Here is a 25,532-nt window from a genome sequence, read left to right as displayed (position 1 = left end):
CGTCAGAGGCCCACGGACCGCAGCGCGTCCAGGCCGACGTCGGCGTAGGAGTGCTTGCCGGAGACGAAGATGTTGACGCCGTAGTAGTTGAACAGCCAGCAGGCGAAGGCCGCCAGCGCCAGGTACGCGGCCTTGCGGCCCTTCCAGCCGGCGGTGGCGCGGGCGTGCAGGTAGCCCGCGTAGGCGACCCAGGTGATGAAGGACCAGGTCTCCTTGGGGTCCCAGCCCCAGTAGCGGCCCCAGGCGTCCCCGGCCCAGATGGCGCCCGCGATGATCGTGAACGTCCACAGCGGGAAGACCGCCGCGTTGACCCGGTAGGCGAACTTGTCCAGCGAGGAGGAGGCGGGCAGCCGCTCCAGGAACGAGCTCGCGAAGCTGCCGGGCCTGCCGCCGTTCGCGAGCTTGTTCTCGTACGCGTCCTTGAACAGGTACATGACCGTGGTGATCGCGCCGACGTAGAAGACCGCACCGCACAGGATCGCCGTGGAGACGTGGATGTACAGCCAGTACGAGTGGAGGGCGGGCACCAGCTGGTCGCTCGCGGTGTACAGGACGGTGACGGCGAGACCGAGGTCGAGGAGGACCGAGGTGGTCAGGAACAGGCCGATCCAGCGCACGTTCTTCTTCAGCGCCAGCAGCAGGAGGTACACGCCGACCGCGGTCGTGGAGAAGGTGATGTTGAACTCGTACATGTTGCCCCACGGCGCCCGCTCCACGGAGAGCGCGCGGGTGAGCACGCCGCCGGACGCGAGGAGGAACGCGAGCACGGTGAGGGAGACGGCGATGCGCCCGTAGAGGTCGCCCTTCTCGTCACCGCCGTGCGCGCCGGGCCCGTCGGGCACGTCGCGGGACCCGGCGGCGGCCCGTACGACGACCTTCGGCCGCTCCAGTACGGCGGTGCCGCCGGCCTTGTTGACGGTGACGGCCGGCGCCGTCCTCGCCGGGGCCGCCTTCGGGGTGAGGGCCGCGGCCGTACGGCCGACCTTGCTGCGGCTGCCGAAGAGCCACTCGGTGATGTACGCGAAGAAGGCGAGGGTGTAGACCGCCATCGCGGAGTAGATCAGGACGTTGCTGATCTCCGCGAGGTTCTCGTTGGTCGCGGCGGCGAGAGTCACTGCTGCTCAGCCCCTTCGGCAGAGACGGCTTCGGAATCGGTGGACGGGGAGGTCGGCGGGGACGGGTCGGCGGAGTCCGCCTCGGGCACGCCCGGTGCCTCGTCGTAGAGGAGACCGGCGAGGTCGCCGAGTTCCTCGGGCACCTTCGCGGACTCGCTGCGGCCGAGGCCGGCCATCTCGACGACGGTCACGCCGTCGGCGCCGCGCACCGCGCGGACCCACACGCGGCGGCGCTGGACGAACAGGGAGGCGGCGAGGCCGCCGATCGCGGCGACGGCACCGCCGAGTGCCCAGCCGCCGCCCGGCTCCTGGACGATCTGGTAGCCGGCCCACTCCTTGACGTCCTTCTCGAAGGTGACCGAGCCGGCGCCGTTCGGGAGCGTCATGGTCTCGCCGGGCGTGAGCAGCTTCTTGAACAGCTCGCCCTTGGCGTCCTTGAACTCCTTCATCTTGGTCTTGTCCATCTGGTACACGCTCTGCGGAATGCCGGAGTCGGCCTTCAGATCGCCGTGGTAGGCGGACAGCGCGAGCACCGGATAGTCCAGCGCGGGGAACTGGGAGAGCATCGTGCCGCTGGCGGAGCCGCCGAAGGTGGGCACGAAGAAGGCGTTGAAGCCGAGCTGCTCCTTCTCGCCCTCGGGGTTGCGGTAGCCGTCGAGGACCTTGACCACGCCGGAGGACGTGACGTTGGCGTCGAGCGGCAGCAGCGGCACGGCGTCCTGGAAGACGATCTTCCCCTTGCCGTCGCGGACGGTGACGACGGGCGCGTAGCCGTGGCTGACGAGGTAGACCTTGGCGTCGCCGATCTCCAGGGGCTTGTTCACCTTGATGACGGTCGTCTTCTCCTCGCCCCGGGCTCCCTCGGTGTAGGTGACCTCCGACTGGTACGTGCGCGGGGTGCCCTTGTTCGGTCCGGTGCGCTCGTAGGTGCCGGTGAACTCCTTCACGTCGAAGCTGAACGGCTCCAGGTCGTCGACGGAGAAGAGGTTGCCGGACTTGAAGTCGTCGTACATCGGGAGCGCGTTGGAGAAACCGTCGCCCTCGACGATCAGCTTGTTGCCCTCGGACTTGAACAGCTGGCCCCAGGCGAAGGCGATCAGCATCACGATCAGCGCCACGTGGAAGAGCAGGTTGCCGACCTCGCGCAGATAGCCCTTCTCGGCGGCGACGGCGTCACCGGCGAGGTGAGCGCGGAAGCGGCGCTTCCTCAGCAGGGCGAGGGCCGCCTCGCGGACCTCCTCGGGTCCGGCCGCGGTGCGCCAGGTGGTGTGGGCGGGCAGCCGGTCCAGCCGGCGGGGGGCGCCGGGCGGGCGGCCGCGCAGCTGGCCCACGAACTGCCAGGTGCGGGGCACGATGCAGCCGATGAGGGAGATGAAAAGCAGGATGTAGATCGCCGAGAACCACACCGAGCTGTAGACGTCGAAGAGTCCGAGCTTGTCGTAGAGCGGCGCGAGGACGTCGTGCTTCTCGCGGAAGTCGGCGACCTTCGTCTCGTCGATGCCGTTCTGCGGGATGAGCGAGCCGGGGATCGCGGCGAGCGACAGCAGCAGCAGGAGCAGCAGCGCCACCCGCATGGAGGTGAGCTGGCGCCAGAACCAGCGGGCCCAGCCGATGACACCCAGGGAGGGCAGGTGCGGCGGCTCCTCCTTGGGTGCGGTGGACAGCTGGGAGCCGGCGGCGCCCAGGTCCTGGTCGTCACCGGCCGTCGTGGTGTTGTCCGTCGTGGTGTCGCTCATCGGGTCAGATCCCCACCGTGAAGCCGTTGGACCAGGTCTGCATCTCCGCCACGAGGCTGTCCCACGCGCCGGTCAGCAGCAGCACACCGGTCACGATCATCATCGTGCCGCCGACGCGCAGGACCCAGACGTAGTGCCGCTTGACCCAGCCGAAGGCGCCCAGCGCCTTGCGGAAGGCCACGGCGGCGAGGACGAAGGGCACACCCAGTCCCAGACAGTACGCGACGGTCAGTATGGCGCCGCGGCCGGCGCTCTCCTGCTGGGCGGAGAGGGTCAGTACCGAGGCGAGGGTGGGGCCGATGCAGGGGGTCCAGCCGATGCCGAAGAGGGCGCCGAGGACGGGCGCGCCGACCAGCCCGGTCGCGGGCCGCCTGTGGAAGCGGAACTCGCGCTGGGTGAGCCAGGGCATCAGGCCCATGAAGAAGACGCCCATGAGGATCATGAAGACGCCGAGCACCTTGGACAGGACGCCCGACTGCTCCTGGAGGGTCTGTCCGAAGTAGCCGAAGAAGGCGCCGCCGGAGACGAACACGACGGTGAAACCGAGGACGAACAGGGACGCCCCGGCGACCATCCGGCCGCGCCGGGCCTCGGCCAGGTCGGTTCCGGAGACACCGGTGACGTAGGAGAGGTAGCCGGGGACCAGGGGCAGGACGCAGGGCGAGAAGAAGGAGACGAGCCCGCCGAGCACGGCGATGGGAAGGGCGACCAGCAGGGCGCCGTTGAGCACGGTGCCGTTGTAGCCCGTCTCGGCGGCGAGCGTGTGGAGGGCCGTCACGTCACTTCTCCGCGACGACCGGCTCGAGCATCTTCCGCAGCCGCTCCTCGTCGAGCGCGGCCAGCGAGCGGGCCGCGATCCGCCCGTCACGGTCCAGGACCAGCGTCGAGGGAACGGCCTGCGGGTTGAGGGTGCCCTTGTCGAAGCGGAGCAGCAGCTTGCCCGTGGGGTCGTACAGGCTCGGGTAGGGGATGCCGAAGTCCTTCTCGAAGGCGAGGGCGGGCGTGGTGCTGCCGTCCCGGGTGTTGATGCCGACGAACTGCACGTCCTCGTCGGCGTAGTCCCCGGCCACCTTGGCGAAGTGCTTGGCCTCCGCGCGGCACGGGTTGCACCAGGAGCCCCAGACGTTGAGGACGACGACCTTGCCCCGGTAGTCGGCGACGTCGAGCCGCTTGCCCTCGAGGGTCTCCCCGGACAGGTCGGGTGCGGCGACGCGCTTGCCCTCGGCGACGGTGGAGACGCCGTCGGTGCCGGTGACGAAGTTGGTGTTGCCGCCCCCGCCGGACGTTCCGCCGGATCCGCACGCGGTGACGAGCAGCGCGGCCGCGGCGGCACCGGCGGCCAGGGCGGCGCGACGGCGGACGCGAGGGGCGCGGGCGGCGCGGTGCGAGCTCTGCGGGGCTCGGTTCGAGCGCTGGGGGGCGCGGCTGGCGGCACTCATGTGAAAAGTTTCGCATGCCCGTTTCCGGGGATCTTGCGCACCCCCCTGCGCGCTCCCCCCGGGCCGGGAACCCGCATTTCAGGCGGGGTCGGCGGAGCCCGTCGCGGAGGCGCCGGCGGTGTCCTTCCCGAACGTCCGCCAGCCACCGGCGGGTTTCTGCCCGACGTCCAGGGTGCGGAGCCTGTCCAGGACCTCGGGGCGCTGCACGTCCAGCCAGTCGGTGAACTGCCGGAAGGAGACGAGCCTCACGTCGCCGCCCTTCTCCTTCTCCCGCGCGATGTGCGTGAGCGCCTGCTCCACGGCGTCCATGTAGATGCCGCCGTTCCACTGCTCGAAGTGGTTGCCGACGAAGAAGGGTGCCCGATTGGTCTCGTACGCCCTCTTGAAGCCGGATATGTACGCTCCGGCCGCCTGCTCGCGCCAGCCCGGGTAGTTGTGGGCGGGCGCCCTGGTCGTGTTGAGGGACTGGTTCGCGAGCATGTTGTAGTCCATCGACAGGACCTCGAAGGAGCGGCCCGGGAAGGGTATCTGCTGGAGCGGGAGGTCCCACAGGCCCTGCTTCTTCGCCGGCCAGACCTGCCGTCCGCCGGGCGAGGAGGCGTCGTAGCGCCAGCCGAGGTCGCGGGCGGTGGGCAGCAGCCTGTCCTGGCCGAGCAGACAGGGCGTACGGCCGCCGACGAGTTCCTTGTCGTAGTCGAACGGCAGGGGTTCCAGGTCGGTCCAGCCGGAGTTGGTCCGCCACTCCTTCACGAACGACGTGGCCTGCTCGATCTCGCTGCGCCACTGCCGCGGCGTCCAGTTGCCGACGCTGCCGGAACCGGCGCAGAAGTGGCCGTTGAAGTGCGTGCCGATCTCGTGGCCCTCGAGCCAGGCCCGGCGGACGTTCTTCAGCGTGTCCTTGATGTGCTCGTCGCTGAGGTAGCCGATGTCGGAGGCGCCGCGCGGGTTGTTCGGCGGGTCGTAGAGCCGCTTCTTCGACTCGGGCAGCAGATACACGCCTGAGAGGAAGAAGGTCATGGACGCGCCGTGCTCCTTCGCGAGGTCCAGGAAGCGCGGGAAGAGCCCGTTGCCGACCTCCCCGGCCCCGTCCCAGGAGAAGACGACGAACTGCGGGGGCGTCTGCCCCGGCTCCAGCGGCACCGGCTCGTCCGGCTGGTGGGGCTGCTTGCCGGTGAACGAGGTGGAACCGTCACCGATCGGACGGGCCGTCTTCGTCGGCTTCGGCCCGGGCGTCGCGGACCGGCCGGCGCCCCGGGAACGCGAGCCGCGGGCGGGGACCGAACCGTCCGGTCCCGTGCCGCCGCAGCCGGCGAGCGAGACGGCGGCGGCGGCACCCGCGCCGAGCCCGAGCATTCCCCTGCGGGAGAGAGCACGCATGGCGTCCCCCTTCGTCGCGTCCTCTGGTGGTCACTCCTTCAGAGGACGCGACGAAGAGGGGGGTTCCCGCCGCTTGCGGAGGTTTCGCAAGGATGCTGCGCGGGGGCGTCACCTTTCACCCCCTCCGGACGTTATGCCCCGAAGGCCTTGCCCTTGCCCTTCACCGGCCGGGCGCCCGCCAGCAGATGCGCGGGGACGAGATCACGGGCCGGCTCGCTGTAGCCGACGGAGACGATCCTGTCCCCCCGGTAGGTGAACGTGGTCAGCGAGGCGAGCGTGCACTGCCGCTTGCGCGGGTCGTGCCACAGCCGCCGCTTCTCGACGTAGGACCGCACGATCCAGATCGGCAGCTGGTGGCTGACCAGCACCGCCTCGTGCCCGCGCGCCGCGTCCTTGGCCGCGTTCAGCGCGCCCATCATGCGGATGACCTGGTCGACGTACGGCTCGCCCCAGGACGGCTTGAACGGGTTGACGACGTGCTTCCAGTTGGCCGGGCGGCGCAGCGCGCCGTCGCCGATGCCGAAGGTCTTGCCCTGGAAGACGTTCTCCGCCTCGATCAGCCGGTCGTCGGTGACGATGTCCAGGCCCTGTGCCTTGGCGATGGGCTCGGCCGTCTCCTGCGCCCGCTCCAGCGGGGAGGCGCCGACGTGCACGACGTCGCGGGGGGCGAGGTGCTCGGCCACCCGGTCGGCCATGCGGCGGCCCAGCTCGGAGAGGTGGTAGCCGGCCAGACGGCCGTACAGGACGCCGTCGGGGTTGGCGACCTCGCCGTGCCGCATCAGGTGGACGACGGTGACGTCCTCCTTCTTCTCCGGGGTGCTCACGCGGTCGCCTCCGCTGCCGCTCGGGCCGCCGCCGGGAGGGCGTCGGCGATGCGCTGGACGGCCCGCTCGTCGTGGGCCGCGGACACGAACCAGGACTCGAAGGACGACGGCGGCAGATAGACGCCGTCGGCGAGGAGGGAGTGGAAGAACGCGGTGAAGCGGAACGACTCCTGAGCCTTGGCGTCCTCGTAGTTCCGCACGGGGCGGTCGGTGAAGAACACCGAGAACATGTTGGAGGCGTTCTGCAGCGTGTGCGCCACGCCCTCCTTGGTCAGCGCCTCGGTGACGAGCGACTGGATCCGCGCGGAGACGGCGTCCACCTTCTCGTACGCCGCGTCGTCGAGCAGCCGCAGCTGGGCGAGCCCGGCGGCGGTGGCGACGGGGTTCCCGGAGAGGGTGCCGGCCTGGTAGACGGGCCCCGCGGGGGCGAGGTGGGCCATGACGTCGGCGCGCCCGCCGAAGGCCGCGGCCGGGAAGCCGCCGCCCATCACCTTGCCGAAGGTCATCAGGTCGGGCCGCACCCCGTCGACGCCGTACCACCCCGCACGGCTGGTCCTGAACCCCGTCATGACCTCGTCGGAGATGTACAGCGCGCCGTTCGCGGCGCACGCGTCCTTGAGCCCCTGGTTGAAGCCGGGTAGCGGCGGTACGACGCCCATGTTGCCGGGCGAGGCCTCGGTGATCACGCAGGCGATCTCACCGGGGTGCGCGGCGAACGCGGCACGCACGGCGTCGAGGTCGTTGTACGGCAGCACGATGGTGTCGCCGGCCTGCGCCCCGGTGACGCCGGGGGTGTCGGGGAGCGCGAACGTGGCCACGCCGGATCCGGCGGAGGCGAGCAGCGAGTCGACGTGGCCGTGGTAGCAGCCGGCGAACTTGACCACCTTGGTGCGCTGCGTGAAGCCGCGCGCGAGCCGGATGGCCGACATGGTGGCCTCGGTCCCGCTGGAGACGAGCCGCACCTGCTCCAGCGGCTCGATCCGCGCCACCATCTCCTCGGCGAGCGCGACCTCGCCCTCACCGGGCGTGCCGAAGGACGTCCCGCGGGCGACGGCCTCCTGCACGGCGGCGATCACCTCGGGGTGCGCGTGCCCGAGGATCATCGGGCCCCACGAGCAGACGAGGTCGACGTACTCCCGCCCGTCGGCGTCGGTCAGCCAGGGCCCGTTCCCGGACACCATGAACCGGGGCGTGCCGCCGACGGCGCGGAAGGCGCGCACCGGTGAGTTCACACCACCGGGGGTGACGGCCGCGGCACGGTCGAACAGCGCCTGCGAGGCGGGGGCTTCGTACGAATATGGCAGTTCGCTCATGACCTGCGACTTCTCCGACCTTCTCCGACGTCCCGGCCTCTCGCCGGGCTGCGGGTGCGTATGACCTGTTCAAGGGTAGGCCAGCGGCCGCTGAGGGCCTCCGGCGCCCGATCACGGCCCCCGCTCCGCCGTGATCTGCGAAACTGGCGTCTGATACACACAGCTCACACGGCCCGGACGGCCTGAGGCTGCGAAGGACCCGCGGACACAATGTTTCACCGCACGTTTCGGCGGGCGGCCGTGGGGGAGGTCACTGACACGATGATCGGGTTGCGCGGCGGGGGCCACGCGTCCTAGAAAAGCAGTCGGGTGGAGATATGCATCGCGGTGGCGGACTGGGCGAGGGGACCGATGACCTGGGTCCTCGACGTGCCCGGCGGGGAAGGCACCGACGCGAGGCGGAGGACACGGATGAGACGCGCCGGGCACACGGCGAGCCGGAGCGGACCGGCCCTCTGAGAGGGGCGGGGAGCAGGAATGGTGGTCGGGTGGGGGTGACGTACAAGTACTTCGGAGCGCCGGACGGCGCCACCGCGGCCCGCGTCCCGATCTCGATGCGCCCCGAGGAGCTCGGCGGCGACGAACTCGGCATGAACGGCATGTTCACCAAGATCAAGCCGGAGACCATGGCCGCCATGGTCCTCACCGGTATCGAGGGCGTCCCCCTGCACAAGGTCCCGCCCCTGGAACTGGTCGTCCTGCACCCCGACTACGCGGTCGTGAAGCTCCCCATGACGGTCGTCGACCCCTTGCGCGGCATAGGTGAGGAAGCGGTCGGCGCGGCGGCGTTCATCTGGTCGACGGTCCCGGACCGGGGCGGTCCGCGGGACGCGTTCAACGTGTACCAACTCCTGCACGAGTGGCAGGACTTCAGCCACCGGCTGCACGAGGCGGGGCATCAGGCGTACTGCCTGGTGTGGCCCTGACCCGGGGCTCTCCGGGAGGCGGGCGGAACGGCGCGGGGCCGCGGCCGGTCCCCCGTCCCGGTCGCGGCCCCGTCCCCGCGCGTGCCGCGTCCGGTCATGAGCCGCAGCAGCCTCCCGCCGGAGCCTCGTCGGCGGTCGCCGCCGCGGGTGCGGCGAGCTGGACGAGCTGCGGCTCGGGCGCCGCGCAGCAGCCGCCACCGGCCTGCTCGGCGCCGGGGGTGTCGAACAGGCCCGCGCCGCCGCAGACTCCGGTCTCCGGGAGAGTGAGTTCGACGCGGTCGGCGGCGTCGAGGTCGCCGGCGATCGCGGCGACGACGGAGCGGACCTGCTCGTAGCCGGTCATGGCGAGGAAGGTGGGGGCGCGGCCGTAGGACTTCATGCCGGTCAGGTAGAAGTCACGCTCGGGATGGGCCAGTTCACGGTGGCCGTGCGGGTACACGGTGCCGCAGGAGTGCTGGTTGGGGTCGATCAGCGGGGCGAGGTCGGCCGGTGCCTGGAGTCGCTCGTCGAGGTCCAGGCGGACCTCGGAGAGGAAGGACAGGTCGGGGCGGAACCCGGTCAGCACGATCACCTCGTCCACCGGGTCGAGGCGGCGGCCGTCCTCACCGACGAGGACGAGGCGTCCGTCGCCGTCGCGTGCGAACTCCTCGGTGCGGAAGCCGGTGACCGCGTCCGCGTGCCCCTTGTCGACGGCGGCCTTCGCGGCGAGGCCGAGCGCGCCCCGGGCGGGAAGCTGGTCGGCCTCGCCGCCGCCGAAGGTGGAGCCGGAGATGCCCCGGCGCAGGATCCACACCGCGTGCGTGCCGCCGCCGTCCTCGGACTCGGCCAGCTCGGCGAGGTAGGCCAGCGCGGTGAAGGCGGAGGCGCCGGAGCCGATGACGGCGGTGCGCCTGCCCGCGTACCGGGCGCGGACGGCGGGGTCCTTCAGGTCCGGCACGCGGTACGTGATGCGGTCGGCCGCCGCCCTTTCGCCGAGGGCGGGCAGGCCGCTGCCGCCGGCCGGGGACGGGGTGGTCCAGGTGCCGGAGGCGTCGATCACCGCGCGGGCGAGGATCCGCTCCTCCCGGCCGTCCGCGTGGGCGACGTGCACGACGAACGGCTGGGCCTCGCGGTCGGCGTCCACGACCCGGTCGCGCCCGGCCCGGGAGACACCGGTGACCGTGGTTCCGGTGCGGACCCGGTCGCCGAGGACGTCGGCGAGCGGCTGGAGGTACCGCTCGGCCCAGTCACCGCCGGACGGGTACGTCGCCGGGTCGGGCCTGGTCCAGCCGGTCGGTGCGAGGAGCTTCTCGGCGGCCGGGTCGACGACCTCCGACCAGGTGGAGAACAGCCGCACGTGGCTCCACTCGCGCACGGCCGCGCCGGCCCGTTCGCCCGCCTCGAGCACGAGGGGTTCGATGCCGCGTCCGACCAGGTGGGCGGCGGCGGCGAGTCCGGTGGGGCCGGCTCCGACGACGATGACGGGAAGCTGCAAGGTGCTCATGGTGCTCGGTCTCCTCTGTGGGCGAAGGGGTCAGCGCGCGTGGGTGAAGGCGGCCAGCTGGGTGTGCTGTCGGCGTTCGGCCGCTCGGGCGGCGCTGTCGCTGACCTGGGCGCAGCTGTCGCAGAAGCGGACGCCGGCCAGGTGGCGGGCGGTGCGGCGGGCCCGGGCCGCGGTGAGCACGGTACGGAGGGCGGTCGTCACGACGGCTCCTTGCTTCGATGCTTGTCGATACGCCGGAGCTTGCCACCCGTATCGACGAGTGTCAACATAGACGCATGTCGAAATCAGAGGTCGTGGAGCTGCCCGTCCTGCAGGGGGGCGACGCCGTGCCGTGCTGCCCGCCGATCACGGCCGGGGAACTGTCCCCGGCGGACGCCGAGAAGATGGCCGGCATGTTCAAGGCGCTGTCGGACCCGGTGCGTCTGCGGCTCTTCTCCAAGATCGCCTCGCACCCGGGCGGCGAGGCGTGCGTGTGCGACATCGCCGACGTCGGCGTCTCCCAGCCGACCGTCTCCCACCACCTCAAGAAGCTGCGCGAGGCCGGCCTGCTCACCTCCGAGCGGCGCGGCACCTGGGTCTACTACCAGGTCGCCCCGTCCGTGGTCGCGGCCATGGCCGCCCTGCTCGACCTGCGCGGCTGACGGCCGCACGAGTCGGGCTCTGCGGTCAGCTGCCACAGCCGGGCGGACAGCAGCGCAGCAGATAGTCCTTGAGGGCGTCAAGGCGATGGGCCATGGTCGCGCCGTCGGCGCGGTAGAAGACCTGCTTGCCCTCCTTGCGGGAGAGGACCAGGCCGCCGCGGCGCAGCAGGCTGAGATGCTCGGACACCGTTGACGGCCTGAGACCGCACCGCTCGGCGATCTCCCCGACGGTCAGCTCGCGACCACCCGCGAACTGCTGCATGACCCGTTGACGGGTCTCGCTCGCCAGAGCCTTGAGGAAGTCGGCCGTCGCCGGGTCGACCCCCTCACCCGCACCGCCGCCCACCGCCTCTTCGACTGATCCACTGCCCATATTTCGTCACTTCCCGAAACGACGACGTGTACAGGAGAAGACTCTCATGGAGCACCACGCCGACCTCATCGTCCTCGGCGCCGGCCAGTCCGGTCTGGCCACCGCCGCCCTCGCCACGCGCCACGGCTTCGGCCGTACCCTCGTCCTGGAGGCCGCCGATCAGCCCGGCGGGTCCTGGCCGCACTACTACGACAGCCTCACCCTGTTCTCCCCCGCCCGGTACTCCTCGCTGCCCGGCCTGCGCTTCCCCGGCGACGGCGACCGTTACCCGGCCAGGGACGAGGTGGTCGACTACCTGCGCGTCTACGCCCGCCGGCTCGACGCCGACATCCGCACCTCCACCACGGTCACCTCGGTGCTGCCCCGCGACGGCGCCTGGGTGGTGCGTGCGGACGACGGCGCCGAGTTCACGGCGCGTGCGGTCGTGGCCGCGACCGGCGCCTTCCGCAGCCCGTACACGCCCGCCGTACCCGGAGGCGAGGAGTTCGCCGGGCAGTCGCTGCACGCCGCCGCCTACCGAAGCCCCGAGCCGTTCACCGGCCGGCGCGTCGTGGTCGTGGGCGGCGGCAACTCGGCCGTCCAGATCGCGGCCGAACTCGGCGCGGTCGCCCGGACCACGCTGGCGACCCGTCGGCCGATCGGCTGGATGAGGCAGCGCCCGCTGGGCCGGGACGTCCACTGGTGGTTCCGGCGCACCGGGTTCGACATCGCTCCGCTGGGCCGGCTGCTGCGGAAGGCCCCGGTGTCCGTGCTCGACGACGGGCGCTACCGCGAGGCCCTCGACGCGCACGGTGTCGAGCGGCGCGAGATGTTCGCCCGTCTCACGCCGGACGGTGTCGTATGGGCCGACGGCACCGAGGAACCGGTCGACACGGTCGTCTGGGCCACCGGATACCGCCTCACCCATCCCTATCTGAACGGGAGTGGCGTCCTGGACACCGACGGCCGGCCCCGCCACCGCGGCGGCATCGCCACCGTCCGCGGGCTCGGGTTCGTCGGCATCGAGTTCCAGCGCGGCTTCTCCTCCAACACCCTGCGGGGCGTGGGGCGCGACGCCGCGCACGTGCTGTCGCGGCTCAGTCGCTCGCGCCGACTCGTCGGACGTCCAGCAGACGCGCGATCCGGTGGGCGGCCTCGCGGGCGGGGCGGCCCACGCCGATGAGGGTGGCGGAGGCGGGTCCCGTCCAGTCGCCGTAACCGAGCAGGTGCAGGCGGGGCTCGCCGACCGCCTCCGTCCCGGACGTCTCGACGTGGCCGCGCGGGCCGCGCAGCCCGAGCGGGGCGAGGTGCGCCAGGGCGGGCCGGAATCCGGTGCACCAGATGATCGCGTCCGCGTCGGTCCGGCTGCCGTCGGCCCACTGGACGCCGGTGGCGGTGAGCCGGCGGAACATCGGGTGGGCCCGCAGGAGTCCGGCGTCGCGGGCGGCACGGACGGGCGGGACGGCGACGACGTCTCCGAGCGAGGCGACTCCGCCGGTGTCACCGCGGCCTTCGTCGAGGGCGCGGCGGCGTGCGGTGGCGACGTCGAACAGGACGCGGCCGTCGATGTCGTCGGGGAGGAAGCGAGGGTGACGCCGTGTCACCCACGTCGTCTCGACGTGGCCGTCCAGAGCGAGATCGGCCGCGATCTGGGCGCCGGAGTTGCCTCCGCCCACCACGAGGACGCGTTGTCCGGCGAAGTCGGCCGGACGGCGGTAGTTCACGGTGTGCGTCTGCCGGCCGGTGAAGTCGCCGCCGCCCGTCATGGCGGGGACGAAGGGCCGCGACCAGGTGCCGGTGGCGCTGATGACGGCGCGGGCCCGCCAGGTGCCGGAGTCGGTCTCCACCCGGAGCCGGTCCCCGTCACGGCGCACGGCGTCGACCCGGGTGCCGTGCCGGACGGGCAGGTCGTAGCGCTTCTCGTAGTCGGTGAGGTAGTCCACCACGTGCCCGGCGTCCGGGTAGGTCTCACCGGGCTGGACGGGCATGAGCCGGCCCGGCAGGGAGGAGTGGTCGGCCGGGGAGAACAGGTGCAGCGAGTCCCACATGTGCCGCCAGGACCCGCCCGGCGCCGGATCGGCGTCGAGGATCGTGAAGTCGAGGCCCCGGCGGCGCAGGTGGTAGCCGGCGGCGAGCCCTGCCTGGCCGCCGCCGACCACCACCACGTCCACGTGCCGGGTCACGGGGCCGTGGTCACCGCGTCGGTGCTGAACTTCTTGCGCCAGGCGAGCGCGACGTAGACCAGGCCGATCAGCACCGGGACCTCGATGAGCGGTCCGACGACGCCGGACAGGGCCTGGCCGGAGGTGACGCCGAAGGTGGCGATGGCGACCGCGATGGCCAGCTCGAAGTTGTTGCCCGCCGCGGTGAAGGCCAGCGTGGTCGTGCGGTCGTAGGCGAGCCCCAGGCCCTTCCCGAGGAGGAAGGTGCCGAAGAACATGACCGCGAAGTAGACCAGCAGCGGCAGCGCGATCCGGGCGACGTCCAGCGGCTGAGAGGTGATGGTCTTACCCTGCAGGGCGAAGAGGATGACGATCGTGAACAGCAGCCCGTACAGCGCCCACGGCCCGATCTTCGGCAGGAAGCGCTGCTCGTAGGACTCGCGGCCCATCTTCTTCTCACCGACCCGGCGGGTCAGGAAGCCCGCCAGCAGCGGGACGCCGAGGAAGATGACCACGTTCAGGGCGATCTCCCCCGTCGAGATGTCCAGGTGCTCGCCGTCGCCGAGGCCGAGCCAGCCGGGCAGCAGGTCGAGGTAGAACCAGCCCAGCAGGCCGAACGCCAGGACCTGGAACACCGAGTTGAGCGCGACGAGCACGGCCGCGGCCTCGCGGTCGCCGCAGGCGAGGTCGTTCCAGATGATGACCATGGCGATGCAGCGGGCCAGGCCGACGATGATCAGACCGGTCCGGTACTCGGGCAGGTCCGGCAGGAAGATCCACGCCAGGGCGAACATGACGGCGGGTCCGAGGATCCAGTTGATGACCAGGGAGGAGATCATCAGCTTCCGGTCGCCGGTGACGGCGTCCAGCCTGTCGTAGCGGACCTTCGCCAGGACCGGATACATCATGATCAGCAGGCCCAGGGCGATCGGCAGGGAGATACCGCCGATCTCCACCTTCGCCAGGGCGTCGTTCAGCCCCGGGACAACCCGTCCCAGCCCGAGACCGACGGCCATGGCGATGAGGATCCATACCGCCAGGTAGCGGTCGAGGGTGGAGAGTTTCCGGACGATCGAGTCGTCCCCGCCCCCGGCCTGAGCGGAGGAAGCGGTGGGCTCGGTGGCGGTCACGGGCAGGCCCTCTTGTTCTCTGCGGCGGCACGGGCGGACTCGGCCAGGTCGGCGAACTGCCCGGCGAGCTGGGCGATGACGTCGGGACGCAGCTTGTAGTAGGTGAAGCGCCCGCACGGCTCCGTCTCCACGACTCCGGCCTCGCGCAGTACCCGGAGGTGGTTGGAGAGGTTGGTCTGCCGCGCGCCGGTCTCCTCGACGAGGTGGGTGGTGCAGAGCGTCTCGCGGGCGAGCAGGGTCACGATCCGGAGCCTGAGCGGGTCGGCCAGCACCCGGATCAGGTCAGCGTCGACTGACGTCATCATGGGCTGATACTGTCACATCACCTCAGGCTGATACCAGTCACGACTGACCTATGTGGTCCGCGGCGCCGGGTCCCGCGCGCCCCTCCCCCGCATCCCTGCCACCGTTCCGTGATGGGAGACCCCATGTCCTCCGCTCCGCTCGCCTCCGTGCTGTTCGTCTGCGTCCACAACGCCGGCCGTTCCCAGATGGCCGCCGGCTTCCTCCAGCACCTCGCGGGCGATCGCGTCGAGGTCCGCTCCGCCGGTTCCGTCCCCGGTGACCGGGTCAACCCCGCCGCCGTCGAGGCGATGAGGGAGGTCGGCGTCGACATCGCCGGCGCGCGGCCGAAGGTCCTCACGACCGAGGCCGTCCAGGCGTCCGACTACGTCATCACCATGGGCTGCGGCGACGCCTGCCCCGTCTTCCCCGGCAAGAGGTACCTCGACTGGGCCCTGGAGGACCCGGCCGGCAAGGGCGTCGACGCCGTCCGTCCCATCCGGGACGAGATCAAGGCCCGTATCGAAGCCCTCGTCGCCGAGATCGACGCGCAGCGGGAGGCGTGACCCCGGGCGCGGACGGCGGCCGAGGGGTGTGTGTCCGCGGCGTCGCTCACCCCGCCGCGGCGCACGCCTGCGCCTCGGCCAGGTAGCGCGCCACCGGGCCCAGGGTCAGCATGCCGCTCGCGGCGCCGGCGTGTTCCGCACGGGCGCCGCGCAGGGCGGCGGCGGCACGGGCCTCGTCGGCCCGGCCCTCGTCGAGCAGGAGGAGGGGGCGCGCCCAGGGCGGCTCGCTCCTCGACGCCTGGTCCGTCGACCCGGCCGCGGTGCCGCGGGAGGTGCGGGCCGAGTACGTGCGGGCGAGCACCGCGGCGGTGAAGTCGATCGTCGCCGGCTACCGGGCCTCGGCGGGCATCGACGTCGTGCACGACCAGGCGGACCTGGACGCGGGGTCGCAGCCGGCCATGCCCGTGACGGTCGTCCAGCAGGACTGGGGCGCGCGGCTGGGCTACGACGCCGCCGGGGTGTGGAAGGCGTGGGCGCCGGACCTGGACCGCCGGCTGACCAGGGCGGGGCACTTCATGGCCGAGGAGGCACCCGACGAGGTCACGGCGGCGATCTCGGACCTGCTGGCCCGCTGAGCCTCCCGGACGGCGGGGCGGAACGGTGGAGCGCGCGCGGTCACCGCATCGGACGGTCAGACCTGCCGCTCCCGCACGAGGTCCGTACCATGGGCCCGTGACCAGGAGCACCCGATCAAGCAGCCGCCCGGCGTCCGGGCGGCTGTTCGTGCTGCTGGTGATGGCGGTGCTGACCGGCGTGCTGGGCATGCACGGTCTCGTCCCCCAAGGGGCGCCGGCGTCGGCGCGGACGAGTTCCGGCCACGCCATGGTGACGGCCGCGGCGGAGGGTGTTCCGCACGCGAGCGGGGGCTGTTCGCACACGGACGGCGGATCGGGTCACCTCGGGCACGCCGACGGGACGTGTGCGGCCGCCGGAGTGGGTTCGGCGTACACGCCCCCCGCGCTGACCGGCACCACCCTGCCGGCCGCTCCCCCCGCCCCTTCGCCCGCCGCGGCGCAGGCGGGGGCGCGCCATGACGGCCGGGCCCCGCCCGACCTGTCCGAACTGCAGCTCCTGCGGATATAGAGCGGCCCGCCCGGCTCCGTGCCCGGTTCTCCGGTGCCGGGTGCCGTGGTTCCGCGTGCTCCGACATCCGTTCCAGCTCGCGCGCCGGGAACGGCGCGCGTCGAGGAGTTGCACCACCATGATCCGCAAGCATTCACTCGTCCGCCGCAGTGCCGCCGTCGTCGCCGCGGGTGCGGCGGCCCTCGTCCTGGCCGCCTGTGGCGGCGGGGACAGTGACAGCGCGGCAGGACACGGCGGCCACAACGCCGCCGACTCCCCCTCCGCGTCCGCCCCGGCGTCGCAGGGGCGGCACAACGCCGCCGACGTCGCCTTCGCGAAGGGCATGATCCCCCACCACCGCCAGGCGGTCGAGATGGCCGACCTCGCGCCCGGGCGGGCGCAGTCGGCCGAGGTGAAGGCGCTCGCCGCGGACATCAAGAAGGCCCAGGACCCGGAGATCGAGACGCTCTCCGGCTGGCTCACGTCGTGGGGCGAGGAGGTGCCCGCCGAGGGCGCCATGGACCACTCCATGCACGGCGACATGGGCGGCATGATGACGGACGAGGAGATGACCGGGCTCGAGAACGCCTCGGGCGAGGCGTTCGACACCGCCTTCATGGAGCTGATGATCAAGCACCACGAGGGCGCGGTCTCGATGGCGGAGGCCGAGCGGGCCGACGGCGCCCACGGACCGGCCAAGAAGATGGCCGGAGACATCATCACGTCGCAGAGCGCGGAGATCGAGCAGATGAACAAGCTGCTCGGCAAGAACTGACCTCATCGCGTCGGCACGGGGCGGGCACCGGTGGTGCCCGCCCCGTGGCACGTTCACCCGGCCTCGGCACGTTCACCCGGCCTTCCGGAATACCCCCCAGGGGTATATGGTTCCGGGGTGTGGGGCCGCACAGGTCCTCGCGGAACGTCGAATGGGGAGAAGGTCATGGACCACAGCACGCACCGCGCCGGTACGGCACAGGACCACACGGCCCTCGCGAGCGGTCACGACCACAGCGGTCACGACCACGGCGGTCACGACCACGGCGGTCACGCGCACGGCGCGACCTGGGCGACGGCGATGAAGGCGACGCTGCACTGCCTGACCGGGTGCGCCATCGGCGAGATCCTCGGCATGGTCATCGGCACCGCCCTGATGTGGGGCAACGTGGCGACGATGGTCCTGGCCATCACCCTGGCCTTCGTCTTCGGCTACTCCTTCACCCTCGTCGCGGTGGTGCGCGCCGGACTGTCCCTGAAGGCCGCGGTCAAGGTGGCGCTGGCCGCCGACACCGTCTCCATCGCGGTGATGGAACTGGTCGACAACGCGATCATCGCGCTGACCCCGGGAGCGCTGGACGCGCACCTGACCGACGGACTGTTCTGGTACGCGCTGCTCGGCGGCTTCGCCGTGGCGTTCGCGCTCACCACACCGGTCAACAAGTGGATGATCGGCCGGGGCAGGGGCCACGCCGTCGTCCACGCCCACCACTGACCCGCGGCGGTGCCGCCACCGTCTCAGCCCAGCGCCGCGAGCAGGTCGTTGCACGCCTGCTCGCAGCGCCGGCACGCCTCGGAGCAGACCTGGCAGTGCTCGTGCATGTCGGCGTGGCGGGCGCACTCGTCGGCGCACGCCCCGCAGACGGTGGCGCACGCCCGCAGGACGGCCCGGGTGACGTCGGCGTCGTAGCCCGTGTGCCGGGACAGCACGGAGGCCGTGGCGTTGCAGACGTCGGCGCAGTCCATGTCGGTGCGGATGCACTTGGTCAGGTCGGCGACCATGCCCTCCGCGAGGCAGGCGTCCGCGCACGCGGTACACGCCTGCGCGCACGCGATGCACTCCTCGATGCACCGGACCATGGCTTCCCGGTCCACCCCGCCCAGGTCGGCCGGGTAGGTGCGGAGCATGTCGTTGACGGTGGTGGTCATGGTGCGGTTCCTCCTCCGCTGTCGGGCAGGGGACCGGGCGGCGCCCGGTGCCTTTCGACCTGCCGGGTGCACCGCGTTCACGCACCGCAAACGGACGCGTCCCCTGAGGAACCGTCTAGCCCGTCCGACGTTCGCGTCCCCAGGCGGCCAGGGGTTCGAGAGCCTCGTTGAGGCGCTTGCCGGCGTCCGTCAGCGAGTACTCGACGCGGGGCGGCACCTCGTCGTGGGAGACGCGGCGCACGACGCCGTCCGCTTCCATCTCGCGCAGGTGGGAGGCGAGCACCTTCTCGGTGATTCCCGGGAGCAGCCGGCGCAGCTCCCCGAAGCGGCGGTGGGGATGCTCGTGGAGCGCCCAGAGGATCAGCACCTTCCACTTGCCGCCGATCACCTCCATCGCGGTGTCGATCCCGCAGACGTGTCCGTCCGGCGCGCAGGGCCGGTTCAGTGTCGTCATGCCCCACCCCTCCGACCTGCTCGCTCACCCCGGGGTAACCACCCACTCCGAAGTACCTACTTGATCACCTCCGGGCCGGCTCCCAGCCTAGTGGGCATGGCACAGAACACCGTCGAGAAGACGTCCGTCACCCTGCTGGGCCTCGGCACGATGGGCAGCGCGCTGGCCCGTGCGTGGCTCGCCGCCGGCCACCCGCTCACCGTCTGGAACCGCACCCCGGCCCGCTCCGCACCACTCGCCGCCGAGGGGGCGAGGGTCGCGGACAGCGCGGCCGACGCGGTCGCGGCGAGCACGCTCGTCGTCGTCTGCCTGCTCGACGACGCCTCGGTCGGGGAGACGCTGGCGGGCACCGACCTGACCGGCAGGGACCTGGTCAACCTGACCACCGGCACCCCGGCCGAGGCCCGTGCCCGCGCCGAGTGGGCCCACGAGCGCGGCGCCCGCTACCTGGACGGCGGCATCATGGCCGTCCCCCCGATGATCGGCGTCCCCGAGGCCGGGGGCTACGTCTTCTACAGCGGCTCACGGGAGCTGTTCGAGCAGCACGGGGAGACGCTGCGCGTGCCGGCCGGCACCACCTACGTCGGCGAGGACGCGGGGTTCGCGGCCCTGCACGACGTGGCCCTGCTCAGCGCCATGTACGGGATGTTCGCCGGGGCCGCGCACGCCTTCGCCCTGATCCGCGAGGAGGACGTCGACCCCGCGTCCCTCGCCCCCCTGCTCGCCGACTGGCTCGTCGCGATGGCCCCGGCCGTGCACCAGACCGCCGACCGGTTGCGCAGCGGGGACTACACCAAGGGGGTCGTCTCCAGCCTCGCCATGCAGGTGGCCGGCACCCCGACCTTCCTGAGGACCGCCGAGCAGCAGGGCGTCAGCCCGGAACTGCTCAGTCCCTACTTCGCGTTGATGCGCCGCCGGCTGGCCGAGGGCGGCGGCGAGGAGGACCTGACGGGTGTGATCGACCTGCTCGTGCGGTGACCGGCGCGGCCCGGGGAGCCGCGCGGACGGGCCCCTGCCGCTCCGCCTCCTCCAGAGGCTCCGCCGGGGCCGCGCGCGGGCACGGGCCACGCGGGAGCGGACCGTAGCCACCGGGCAGTCGCTGAGCGCGGCCGCCTCCGCGTGGGGCGGCCGGGCCGGCTGGGTGAGGACGAACGCCTCCCGTCGCGCGTCCGGCAGCGCGGCCGACAGGTCGAGCAGGGCGACCCCGCCGTCGAAACCGGGCAGGCCTCCGGCCGGGACCGCTCCAGGGCAGCCTGCCGGTCCGGCCCCCAGCAGAGCCGGGGCCGGGCGGCCGCCGTACCGGTGGCTGCCGACGACGGCGCGGCGGGCGATGGACGGCAGCCGGACGCGGGCGGAGGAGCGGCCGTCGGGCCATGCGCCTGATCCTCGCGTCCGGGCGCGGCCCGGACGCGAGCGGACCGGGATTCCGCCCGCGCCCTGCGGACGGCGGCGACGGCCACCGGGGTGTCACACGCGGGTAGAGTTGCCCGGGTCAGCCGTGTCGGGGCCGACGAAGCCCCCGGCCAAGACCGTTGTCCGCAGGAGAGAGCGTGCGCATGTCCGCGATGCCCGGCGCCGCTGTCTGCCCGCCGTGACCCTTCGCCCCCCGGTGACGTCCGGCGCGGTCGCACGCCGCCGCGCCGCCGCCCACTGACCCAGGGCCGTCCGTTCCGCCCGGGCCTCCGTGCCCTCCCCCCTCCCCCCCATGTCCTCCCGCGCGCCCGCGCCGATGCCGGGTGTGCCCGAGCACGACAGGTGTTCCCGTCTTGCCCACCTCCGCCCTCTCACCGTCCGCCCGGCTGCGCGGCTCCCGGCGCCCGTCCTGGCTCTCCAACCCGAGGGTGCTGCGCACCGAGGTGCTGGCCGGTCTCGTGGTCGCGCTGGCGCTGATCCCCGAGGCGATCTCGTTCTCGATCATCGCCGGGGTCGATCCGGCGGTCGGTCTGTTCGCCTCGTTCACGATGGCGGTGACCATCGCGGTCGTCGGCGGCCGCCCGGCCATGATCTCCGCGGCCACCGGCGCCGTCGCCCTCGTCATCGCCCCGCTCAACCGTGAGCACGGCTTCGGTTATCTGGTCGCCGCCGTGATCCTCGCCGGTGTCTTCCAGATCGTCCTCGGCGCGCTCGGGGTGGCCAGGCTGATGCGGTTCGTGCCACGCAGCGTGATGGTCGGCTTCGTGAACTCCCTGGCTGTCCTCATCTTCATGGCGCAGGTGCCGGAGCTGACGGACGTGCCCTGGCCGGTCTATCCGCTGCTCGCCGCCGGGCTGGCGCTGATGGTCCTCTTCCCCAGGCTCACCACCGCGGTCCCTGCGCCGCTGGTGTCCATCGTGATCCTCACCGTCGTCACGATCGGGGCGGGCATCGCGGTGCCGACCGTGGGCGACAAGGGCGAACTGCCGTCCTCGCTGCCGGTGCCGGGGCTGCCTGACGTGCCGTTCACACTCGACACGCTCACCACCGTCGCGCCGTACGCGCTCGCCATGGCCCTGGTGGGGCTGATGGAGTCGCTGATGACGGCCAAGCTGGTCGACGACATCACCGACACCCGCTCCTCCAAGACCCGCGAGTCCGTCGGTCAGGGCGTCGCCAACATCGTCACCGGCTTCTTCGGCGGGATGGGCGGCTGCGCGATGATCGGCCAGACGATGATCAACGTGCGGGTGTCCGGTGCCCGCACCCGGCTGTCCACGTTCCTGGCGGGCACGTTCCTGATGGTGCTGTGCATCGTCTTCGGCCCGGTCGTCTCGGACATCCCGATGGCGGCGCTGGTCGCGGTCATGATCATGGTGTCGTTCGCCACGTTCGACTGGCACTCCGTGGCCCCGAAGACGCTCAGGCGGATGCCGGCCGGGGAGATCACGGTCATGGTGGTCACGGTCGTGTGTGTGGTCGCCACCCACAACCTCGCCATCGGCGTCGTCGTCGGCTCGGTCACCGCGATGGTCGTCTTCGCCAGGCGGGTCGCCCGTCTGGCCGAGGTCACCGCCGTCACCGACCCGGACGGGGGCACGGTCGTCTACCGGGTCACGGGCGAGCTGTTCTTCGCGTCGTCCAACGACCTGGTCGGCCGGTTTGCGTACGGCACCGATCCCGACCGGGTCGTCATCGACCTGTCCGCCGCCCACATCTGGGACGCCTCGTCCGTGGCCGCGCTGGACGCCGTCGAGACCAGGTACGCCCGGCGCGGCAAGACCGTCGAGATCGTCGGGCTGAACGAGCCCAGCGCGCGGATCCACAGGACGCTCAGCGGTGAGCTCACGGGCAGCCACTGACGCCCGCCGTCCGACCGGTCAGTTTTCGAGAAGCGGTGGCGGTCGGGTCGCCCCTACCGTCGACGGCATGAACTCCATCGACTCCGTCACCCTGGAGGTGGCCGACCCTGCGGCCGCCGCGCGCTTCCACTCCGAGGCCTTCGCGCTGGACCGCTCGCGAGTGCGCGTGCGCGGCTCCGAGGCCCCCACGAGCGGCTTCCGCGGCTTCACGCTCTCGCTGGTGGTGTCCCAGCCGGGCAACGTCGACGCGCTCCACAGCGCCGCCCTCGACGCCGGCGCCACGAGCCTGAAACCGGCCGAGAGGTCACTGTGGGGCTACGGCGGCGTGGTCCGGGCACCGGACGGCACGATCTGGCAGCTGGCGACGTCGTCGAAGAAGGACACCGCACCGGTGACCCGGGACGTCGACGAGATCGTGCTCCTGCTGGGCGTCGAGGACGTCAAGGCCAGCAAGCGGTTCTACGTCGAGCGGGGCCTCACCGTGGGCAAGGCCTTCGGCGGCAAGTACGTCGAGTTCGCCACCGGTCCGGACACCGTCAAGCTGTCGCTGTACAAGCGCCGCGCCCTGGCCAAGGTGGCGGGCGTCCCCGCCGAGGGCACGGGATCACACCGTATCGCGGTCTCCAGTCCCGTCGGCCCGTTCAGCGACCCGGACGGCTTCGTCTGGGAGGCCGCGGGTCAGTAACCGAACACCTGGGTCCACGTCCAGTCGTCGGTCACTCCGACGCCGAGCGTCTTGAGCGAGCAGTTGAGGATGTTCGCGCGGTGGCCGGGGGAGTTCATCCAGGCGTCCATGACGCTCGCGGCGGAACTCTGGCCCTGGGCTATGTTCTCGGCGCCGGGGCTCGGGTGGCCCTGCGCCTTGGCCCGGTCCACGAAGCTGCTGCCGTTCTGGCCGGTGTGGGAGAAGTAGTTGTTGGCGGACATGTCCTCGCTGTGCAGCTGGGCGGCCCTGGCGAGGCGGTCGTCGGATCGCACGGGTCCGCAACCCGCCTTGGCGCGCTCCGTGTTGGTGAGGCTGAGCACCTGGGCCGCGGGGCCGCCGGCCGGGGGTGCGGCCGGCTGGTCCGGTTCCGGCCGCACCGTCGGCTTCGCGGGTGCGGACGTGCGTGCGGGCGCGGACGTCGCCGTGGGCTTCTGCGGGCTGGGCGTGGCGGAGGGCTTCGGCGTGCTGGACGTCCTGGCCGACGGTGAGGGCGAGGAGGAGGGGGACGGGGAGGACGCCGCGGGGGAGGGGGCGGACGCGGCGGTGGTGGACGGGGTGGACCCCGGGCCGTCCCCGGACGCCGCCCGCACCCGGTCCGCGTCGCCGTCCGGGGTCAGCACGGCTATGCCGGACATCACGCCGCCGGTGACCAGCAGGACCGCGGCCACGGCCGCGACCGTCCTGCCCCGCCGCCTGCGTTCACGGCCACGCGCGCGAAGGCCCGTACGGTGGCCCACCACCGTGCCCGGTCCGGGGGCCACGGTGCCGGGTCCGCCGGACGCCGGTCCCGTAGCCTCCCCGTACGCCGTTCCCCGGCCGCCGCCCGGCTCACCGCCGGGGCGCGCCTGCACCCCGCTGCCCAGGTCCGCCCCCACCGCACCGGAACCTGCCGGCTGGGCGCCCGCGCCGCCGACGCCCGCCGGCACGTCGCCCGGGTCGCCCCACTCCCAGCTCCGGCCCCCGGGCACCTCTCCCGGTCCCCCCGGCCCCGTCATCCCCGCGGACATCCCGCCGGGATCGCCCGCGCCGGGCGCCGTGCCCGGCCCGTCGTACCCCGCCCAGGGGCCCGGCGCCTCCCCGGCGCAGGACACCGGCGCCGCGTCCGCCGTTCCCGCGCCGAAGGCGGTGAACAGGGCGGAGGCCGCGAGCAGGCTCGCACCCACCGGGACCAGGCCCAGGCCGACCAGCAGGCCCTCGGCCGGGACCAGGCCCGACTGGAAGCCCGCGCAGACCGTGCAGTCCCGGGCGTGCCGGGCGATGCGCTTGCGCCACAGGGCCGAGGGGACGGCGTCCCAGGACGCCACCACGTCGTCGAGGAGCACACAGCGCGGCCGTGCGGCCAGCGCCCGCACCACCAGCCGGGCCGTCTCCAGCTGCGCCTTCATCCGCTGCACGCGCACCGCCGTGTGCTGCGGCGACAGCTCCATCGCGGCCGCCACCTCCGCCCGCGTCAGCTCGCCCGCCGCCTCCAGCCACCACAGCGACAACAGGGCCTGGTCGTCGGGGTCCAGCCAGCGGGTCGCCTCCGCGGCCTCGCGCCGCTGGCCTTCAAGGCCGAGCCGCACGATGGTGAGGTCCACGAAGTCGGCGCCCGGGTCGGCGACGTCGTAGGCGTCGTGCAGCGCCGAACTGGCGGGCGCCGTACGGTGGTCGCGCCAGTGGTGGCGGAGCTGGTTCATGGTGATGGCGACCAGCCAGGACCGGAAGCCGGCGGGGTCCTTCAGCGAGCCGAGCGCGGCGAGGGCGCGGAGCATGGTCTCCTGCACCACGTCGTCGACGTCCGGATGCCCGTTCAGGGCCCGGCCCACGATGTTGTACACCAACGGGAGGTGGGCGGCGACGAGTTCGTCCTGGGCGCGCATGTCGCCACGCTGTGCCGCCTCGACCGTCTCCCTGCCGGGTCCGCTGCTCGCTGCCACGCTCGTCCACGCTCCTTCTCGGTCCTGGACCGTACTGTCCTGGCCCTGTCACCACAGGAGAGCCACCGGCCCGGGCCGGATAACGGAAAGCGGGTGACGGAACCGGGCGGGCGTCACTCCAGCACGTGGCGCAGGTACGCCCCCGGGTCGGCGAGGTAACGGCGCCAGTGGTCGACCAGGGCGAGGTCCTGCCAGGTGGTGCGGCGCATGCCGTGCTCGCCGACCTCGATGATGTCCGCGCCGGGCAGCGCGGTCAGCAGGGGCGAGTGGGTGGCACAGATGACCTGTGCCCCGGCGCGCGCCAACCGATCGATGTGACCGATCAGTTCGAGGCAGGAGGAGAAGGACAGGGCCGCTTCGGGCTCGTCCAGGACGTACAGGCCGGGGCGCAGGAACTTGTCCCGGAACGCCGCGAGGAAGCCCTCGCCGTGACTGCGCGCGTCGGGGTCGAGACCCTCCCGGCCGAGGGCGTCGAGGGCCGTTTCGGCGCGCAGGAAGAAGCCCTGACGGGCCGGCCACGAGGCGAGCATCCGGCGGCCACGGGGGGCCGCGTCGAAGCGGACGTGTGCGCCGAGGACGGACTTGGCGCGGTGGCCGGCGTAACGCCACTCGTGGGAGCCGCCCCAGGGGTCCAGGCCGAAGCCCTCGGCGAGGGCCTCGACCAGGGTGGACTTGCCCGAGCCGTTCTCCCCCACGACGAAGGTCACCGGGGCGGTGAAACGCAGACCGTCGCGCAGGAGTTCGCGTACGCAGGGGACCGACCAGGGCCACTCCCCCTCGTCGTACGAGCCCCTGTGTGCGTACGCACGTTCGATGATCACGGGCCCGAGTCTGCCACGGAGGAAGG

28 protein-coding genes and 2 pseudogenes are annotated in these 25,532 nt (G+C 72.4%); 11 read left to right on the top strand and 19 right to left on the bottom strand.

Features of this window, described 5'->3' with window-relative positions; genetic code table 11:
- Positions 1-2 precede the first annotated feature (2 nt).
- From ccsB to hemL, 7 genes are all read right to left on the bottom strand, one after another.
- Entirely contained in the window at positions 3-1,115 is a 1,113-nt protein-coding gene (gene ccsB / locus BU52_RS05685) for a c-type cytochrome biogenesis protein CcsB (RefSeq protein WP_037929187.1), read from the bottom strand.
- Entirely contained in the window at positions 1,112-2,851 is a 1,740-nt protein-coding gene (gene resB, locus BU52_RS05680; RefSeq protein ID WP_037929184.1) for a cytochrome c biogenesis protein ResB, read from the bottom strand. The genes ccsB and resB overlap by 4 nt, the downstream gene beginning before the upstream one ends.
- Before the next feature lie 4 nt (positions 2,852-2,855).
- Positions 2,856-3,629 carry a cytochrome c biogenesis CcdA family protein gene (locus BU52_RS05675; protein WP_037929182.1) on the bottom strand — a complete coding sequence of 258 codons (774 nt, stop codon included), beginning with the start codon at positions 3,627-3,629 and terminating at the stop codon, positions 2,856-2,858.
- 1 nt (position 3,630) lies between these two features.
- A complete protein-coding gene (locus BU52_RS05670; protein ID WP_037929178.1) occupies positions 3,631-4,290 on the bottom strand; it encodes a TlpA family protein disulfide reductase in 660 nt (219 codons plus the stop codon).
- Between the two features lie 78 nt (positions 4,291-4,368).
- Positions 4,369-5,643 (bottom strand): polysaccharide deacetylase family protein, encoded by a 1,275-nt coding sequence (locus BU52_RS05665; protein WP_037929172.1) that lies wholly within the window; start codon positions 5,641-5,643, stop codon positions 4,369-4,371.
- Positions 5,644-5,798: 155 nt separating this feature from the next.
- Positions 5,799-6,446, bottom strand: a complete 648-nt coding sequence (locus tag BU52_RS05660; protein WP_051857990.1) for a histidine phosphatase family protein — start codon at positions 6,444-6,446, stop codon at positions 5,799-5,801.
- 41 nt (positions 6,447-6,487) lie between these two features.
- Complete coding sequence (hemL, locus tag BU52_RS05655; protein WP_037929166.1) at positions 6,488-7,804, bottom strand: glutamate-1-semialdehyde 2,1-aminomutase; 1,317 nt, start codon at positions 7,802-7,804, stop codon at positions 6,488-6,490.
- A gap of 488 nt (positions 7,805-8,292) precedes the next feature.
- On the opposite strand from hemL, the gene BU52_RS05645 reads away from it, so the two are divergent.
- Positions 8,293-8,730 carry a hypothetical protein gene (locus BU52_RS05645; protein ID WP_003992141.1) on the top strand — a complete coding sequence of 146 codons (438 nt, stop codon included), beginning with the start codon at positions 8,293-8,295 and terminating at the stop codon, positions 8,728-8,730.
- A 94-nt stretch (positions 8,731-8,824) separates the two neighbouring features.
- On the opposite strand, the gene BU52_RS05640 is transcribed toward BU52_RS05645, so the two are convergent.
- Together BU52_RS05640 and BU52_RS35550 are read right to left on the bottom strand one after the other, a co-directional pair.
- The gene (locus tag BU52_RS05640) at positions 8,825-10,213 is read right to left on the bottom strand and encodes an NAD(P)-binding domain-containing protein (RefSeq protein WP_037929159.1); all 1,389 of its coding nucleotides are present in this window, start codon (positions 10,211-10,213) and stop codon (positions 8,825-8,827) included.
- A 30-nt stretch (positions 10,214-10,243) separates the two neighbouring features.
- Positions 10,244-10,414, bottom strand: a complete 171-nt coding sequence (locus BU52_RS35550; protein WP_167343499.1) for a hypothetical protein — start codon at positions 10,412-10,414, stop codon at positions 10,244-10,246.
- 74 nt (positions 10,415-10,488) lie between these two features.
- Between BU52_RS35550 and BU52_RS05635 the strand changes: the two genes are divergently transcribed.
- Entirely contained in the window at positions 10,489-10,854 is a 366-nt protein-coding gene (locus tag BU52_RS05635; protein WP_037929156.1) for an ArsR/SmtB family transcription factor, read from the top strand.
- 25 nt (positions 10,855-10,879) lie between these two features.
- Here the strand turns inward: BU52_RS05635 and BU52_RS05630 are convergent, their stop codons facing one another.
- A complete protein-coding gene (locus tag BU52_RS05630; protein WP_051857963.1) occupies positions 10,880-11,227 on the bottom strand; it encodes an ArsR/SmtB family transcription factor in 348 nt (115 codons plus the stop codon).
- A 46-nt stretch (positions 11,228-11,273) separates the two neighbouring features.
- Here BU52_RS05630 and BU52_RS05625 point away from each other — a divergent pair, with 46 nt between their 5' ends.
- Positions 11,274-12,389, top strand: a complete 1,116-nt coding sequence (locus tag BU52_RS05625) for a flavin-containing monooxygenase (protein ID WP_051857961.1) — start codon at positions 11,274-11,276, stop codon at positions 12,387-12,389.
- On the opposite strand, the gene BU52_RS05620 is transcribed toward BU52_RS05625, so the two are convergent.
- From BU52_RS05620 to BU52_RS05610, 3 genes are read right to left on the bottom strand one after another with little or no spacing between them, the layout of a single operon-like run.
- A complete protein-coding gene (locus tag BU52_RS05620; RefSeq protein WP_037929151.1) occupies positions 12,304-13,389 on the bottom strand; it encodes an ArsO family NAD(P)H-dependent flavin-containing monooxygenase in 1,086 nt (361 codons plus the stop codon). The genes BU52_RS05625 and BU52_RS05620 overlap by 86 nt on opposite strands.
- The gene (arsB, locus tag BU52_RS05615) at positions 13,386-14,498 is read right to left on the bottom strand and encodes an ACR3 family arsenite efflux transporter (RefSeq protein ID WP_037929146.1); all 1,113 of its coding nucleotides are present in this window, start codon (positions 14,496-14,498) and stop codon (positions 13,386-13,388) included. The genes BU52_RS05620 and arsB overlap by 4 nt, the downstream gene beginning before the upstream one ends.
- Positions 14,495-14,803 (bottom strand): ArsR/SmtB family transcription factor, encoded by a 309-nt coding sequence (locus tag BU52_RS05610; RefSeq protein WP_037929142.1) that lies wholly within the window; start codon positions 14,801-14,803, stop codon positions 14,495-14,497. The genes arsB and BU52_RS05610 overlap by 4 nt, the downstream gene beginning before the upstream one ends.
- 123 nt (positions 14,804-14,926) lie before the next feature.
- On the opposite strand from BU52_RS05610, the gene BU52_RS05605 reads away from it, so the two are divergent.
- Entirely contained in the window at positions 14,927-15,346 is a 420-nt protein-coding gene (locus tag BU52_RS05605) for an arsenate reductase ArsC (protein WP_037929139.1), read from the top strand.
- A 46-nt stretch (positions 15,347-15,392) separates the two neighbouring features.
- Here BU52_RS05605 and BU52_RS35545 read toward each other — a convergent pair whose 3' ends face one another.
- Positions 15,393-15,647 carry a hypothetical protein gene (locus BU52_RS35545; protein ID WP_167343496.1) on the bottom strand — a complete coding sequence of 85 codons (255 nt, stop codon included), beginning with the start codon at positions 15,645-15,647 and terminating at the stop codon, positions 15,393-15,395.
- Here BU52_RS35545 and BU52_RS05600 point away from each other — a divergent pair.
- The 4 genes and pseudogenes from BU52_RS05600 to BU52_RS05585 form a co-directional block, all read left to right on the top strand.
- A pseudogene (locus tag BU52_RS05600) lies at positions 15,568-15,921 on the top strand (alpha/beta hydrolase); the annotation flags it as partial. The gene BU52_RS35545 and the pseudogene BU52_RS05600 sit on opposite strands and share 80 nt — an antisense overlap.
- Before the next feature lie 97 nt (positions 15,922-16,018).
- Positions 16,019-16,429 (top strand): DUF6153 family protein, encoded by a 411-nt coding sequence (locus BU52_RS05595; protein ID WP_037929136.1) that lies wholly within the window; start codon positions 16,019-16,021, stop codon positions 16,427-16,429.
- A gap of 118 nt (positions 16,430-16,547) precedes the next feature.
- Complete coding sequence (locus BU52_RS05590) at positions 16,548-17,183, top strand: DUF305 domain-containing protein (RefSeq protein WP_037929135.1); 636 nt, start codon at positions 16,548-16,550, stop codon at positions 17,181-17,183.
- A gap of 165 nt (positions 17,184-17,348) precedes the next feature.
- On the top strand, positions 17,349-17,897 hold the full coding sequence (locus BU52_RS05585; RefSeq protein ID WP_037929132.1) for a DUF4396 domain-containing protein: 549 nt from the start codon (positions 17,349-17,351) through the stop codon (positions 17,895-17,897).
- Positions 17,898-17,920: 23 nt separating this feature from the next.
- On the opposite strand, the gene BU52_RS05580 is transcribed toward BU52_RS05585, so the two are convergent.
- On the bottom strand, positions 17,921-18,331 hold the full coding sequence (locus BU52_RS05580; protein ID WP_037929129.1) for a four-helix bundle copper-binding protein: 411 nt from the start codon (positions 18,329-18,331) through the stop codon (positions 17,921-17,923).
- 115 nt (positions 18,332-18,446) lie between these two features.
- Entirely contained in the window at positions 18,447-18,785 is a 339-nt protein-coding gene (locus BU52_RS05575; protein WP_037929125.1) for a winged helix-turn-helix transcriptional regulator, read from the bottom strand.
- A gap of 96 nt (positions 18,786-18,881) precedes the next feature.
- Between BU52_RS05575 and BU52_RS05570 the strand changes: the two genes are divergently transcribed.
- On the top strand, positions 18,882-19,763 hold the full coding sequence (locus BU52_RS05570; protein WP_037929124.1) for an NAD(P)-dependent oxidoreductase: 882 nt from the start codon (positions 18,882-18,884) through the stop codon (positions 19,761-19,763).
- A 72-nt stretch (positions 19,764-19,835) separates the two neighbouring features.
- Here BU52_RS05570 and BU52_RS37095 read toward each other — a convergent pair.
- A pseudogene (locus BU52_RS37095) lies at positions 19,836-20,153 on the bottom strand (sigma factor-like helix-turn-helix DNA-binding protein); the annotation flags it as partial.
- Between the two features lie 398 nt (positions 20,154-20,551).
- Here BU52_RS37095 and BU52_RS05565 point away from each other — a divergent pair.
- Positions 20,552-22,060, top strand: coding sequence for a SulP family inorganic anion transporter (locus BU52_RS05565; protein WP_037929122.1), 1,509 nt, complete (start codon positions 20,552-20,554; stop codon positions 22,058-22,060).
- Positions 22,061-22,127: 67 nt separating this feature from the next.
- Complete coding sequence (locus tag BU52_RS05560) at positions 22,128-22,745, top strand: VOC family protein (RefSeq protein WP_037929120.1); 618 nt, start codon at positions 22,128-22,130, stop codon at positions 22,743-22,745.
- Here BU52_RS05560 and BU52_RS05555 read toward each other — a convergent pair.
- Complete coding sequence (locus tag BU52_RS05555; protein WP_051857958.1) at positions 22,739-24,628, bottom strand: sigma-70 family RNA polymerase sigma factor; 1,890 nt, start codon at positions 24,626-24,628, stop codon at positions 22,739-22,741. The two genes, BU52_RS05560 and BU52_RS05555, sit on opposite strands and share 7 nt — an antisense overlap.
- 170 nt (positions 24,629-24,798) lie before the next feature.
- Entirely contained in the window at positions 24,799-25,506 is a 708-nt protein-coding gene (locus BU52_RS05550) for an AAA family ATPase (RefSeq protein WP_037929116.1), read from the bottom strand.
- Positions 25,507-25,532 lie beyond the last annotated feature (26 nt).

This window comes from Streptomyces toyocaensis, from assembly GCF_000725125.1.
Lineage (GTDB): Bacteria > Actinomycetota > Actinomycetes > Streptomycetales > Streptomycetaceae > Streptomyces > Streptomyces toyocaensis.
This window is presented reverse-complemented; position numbering and strand designations above follow the sequence as displayed.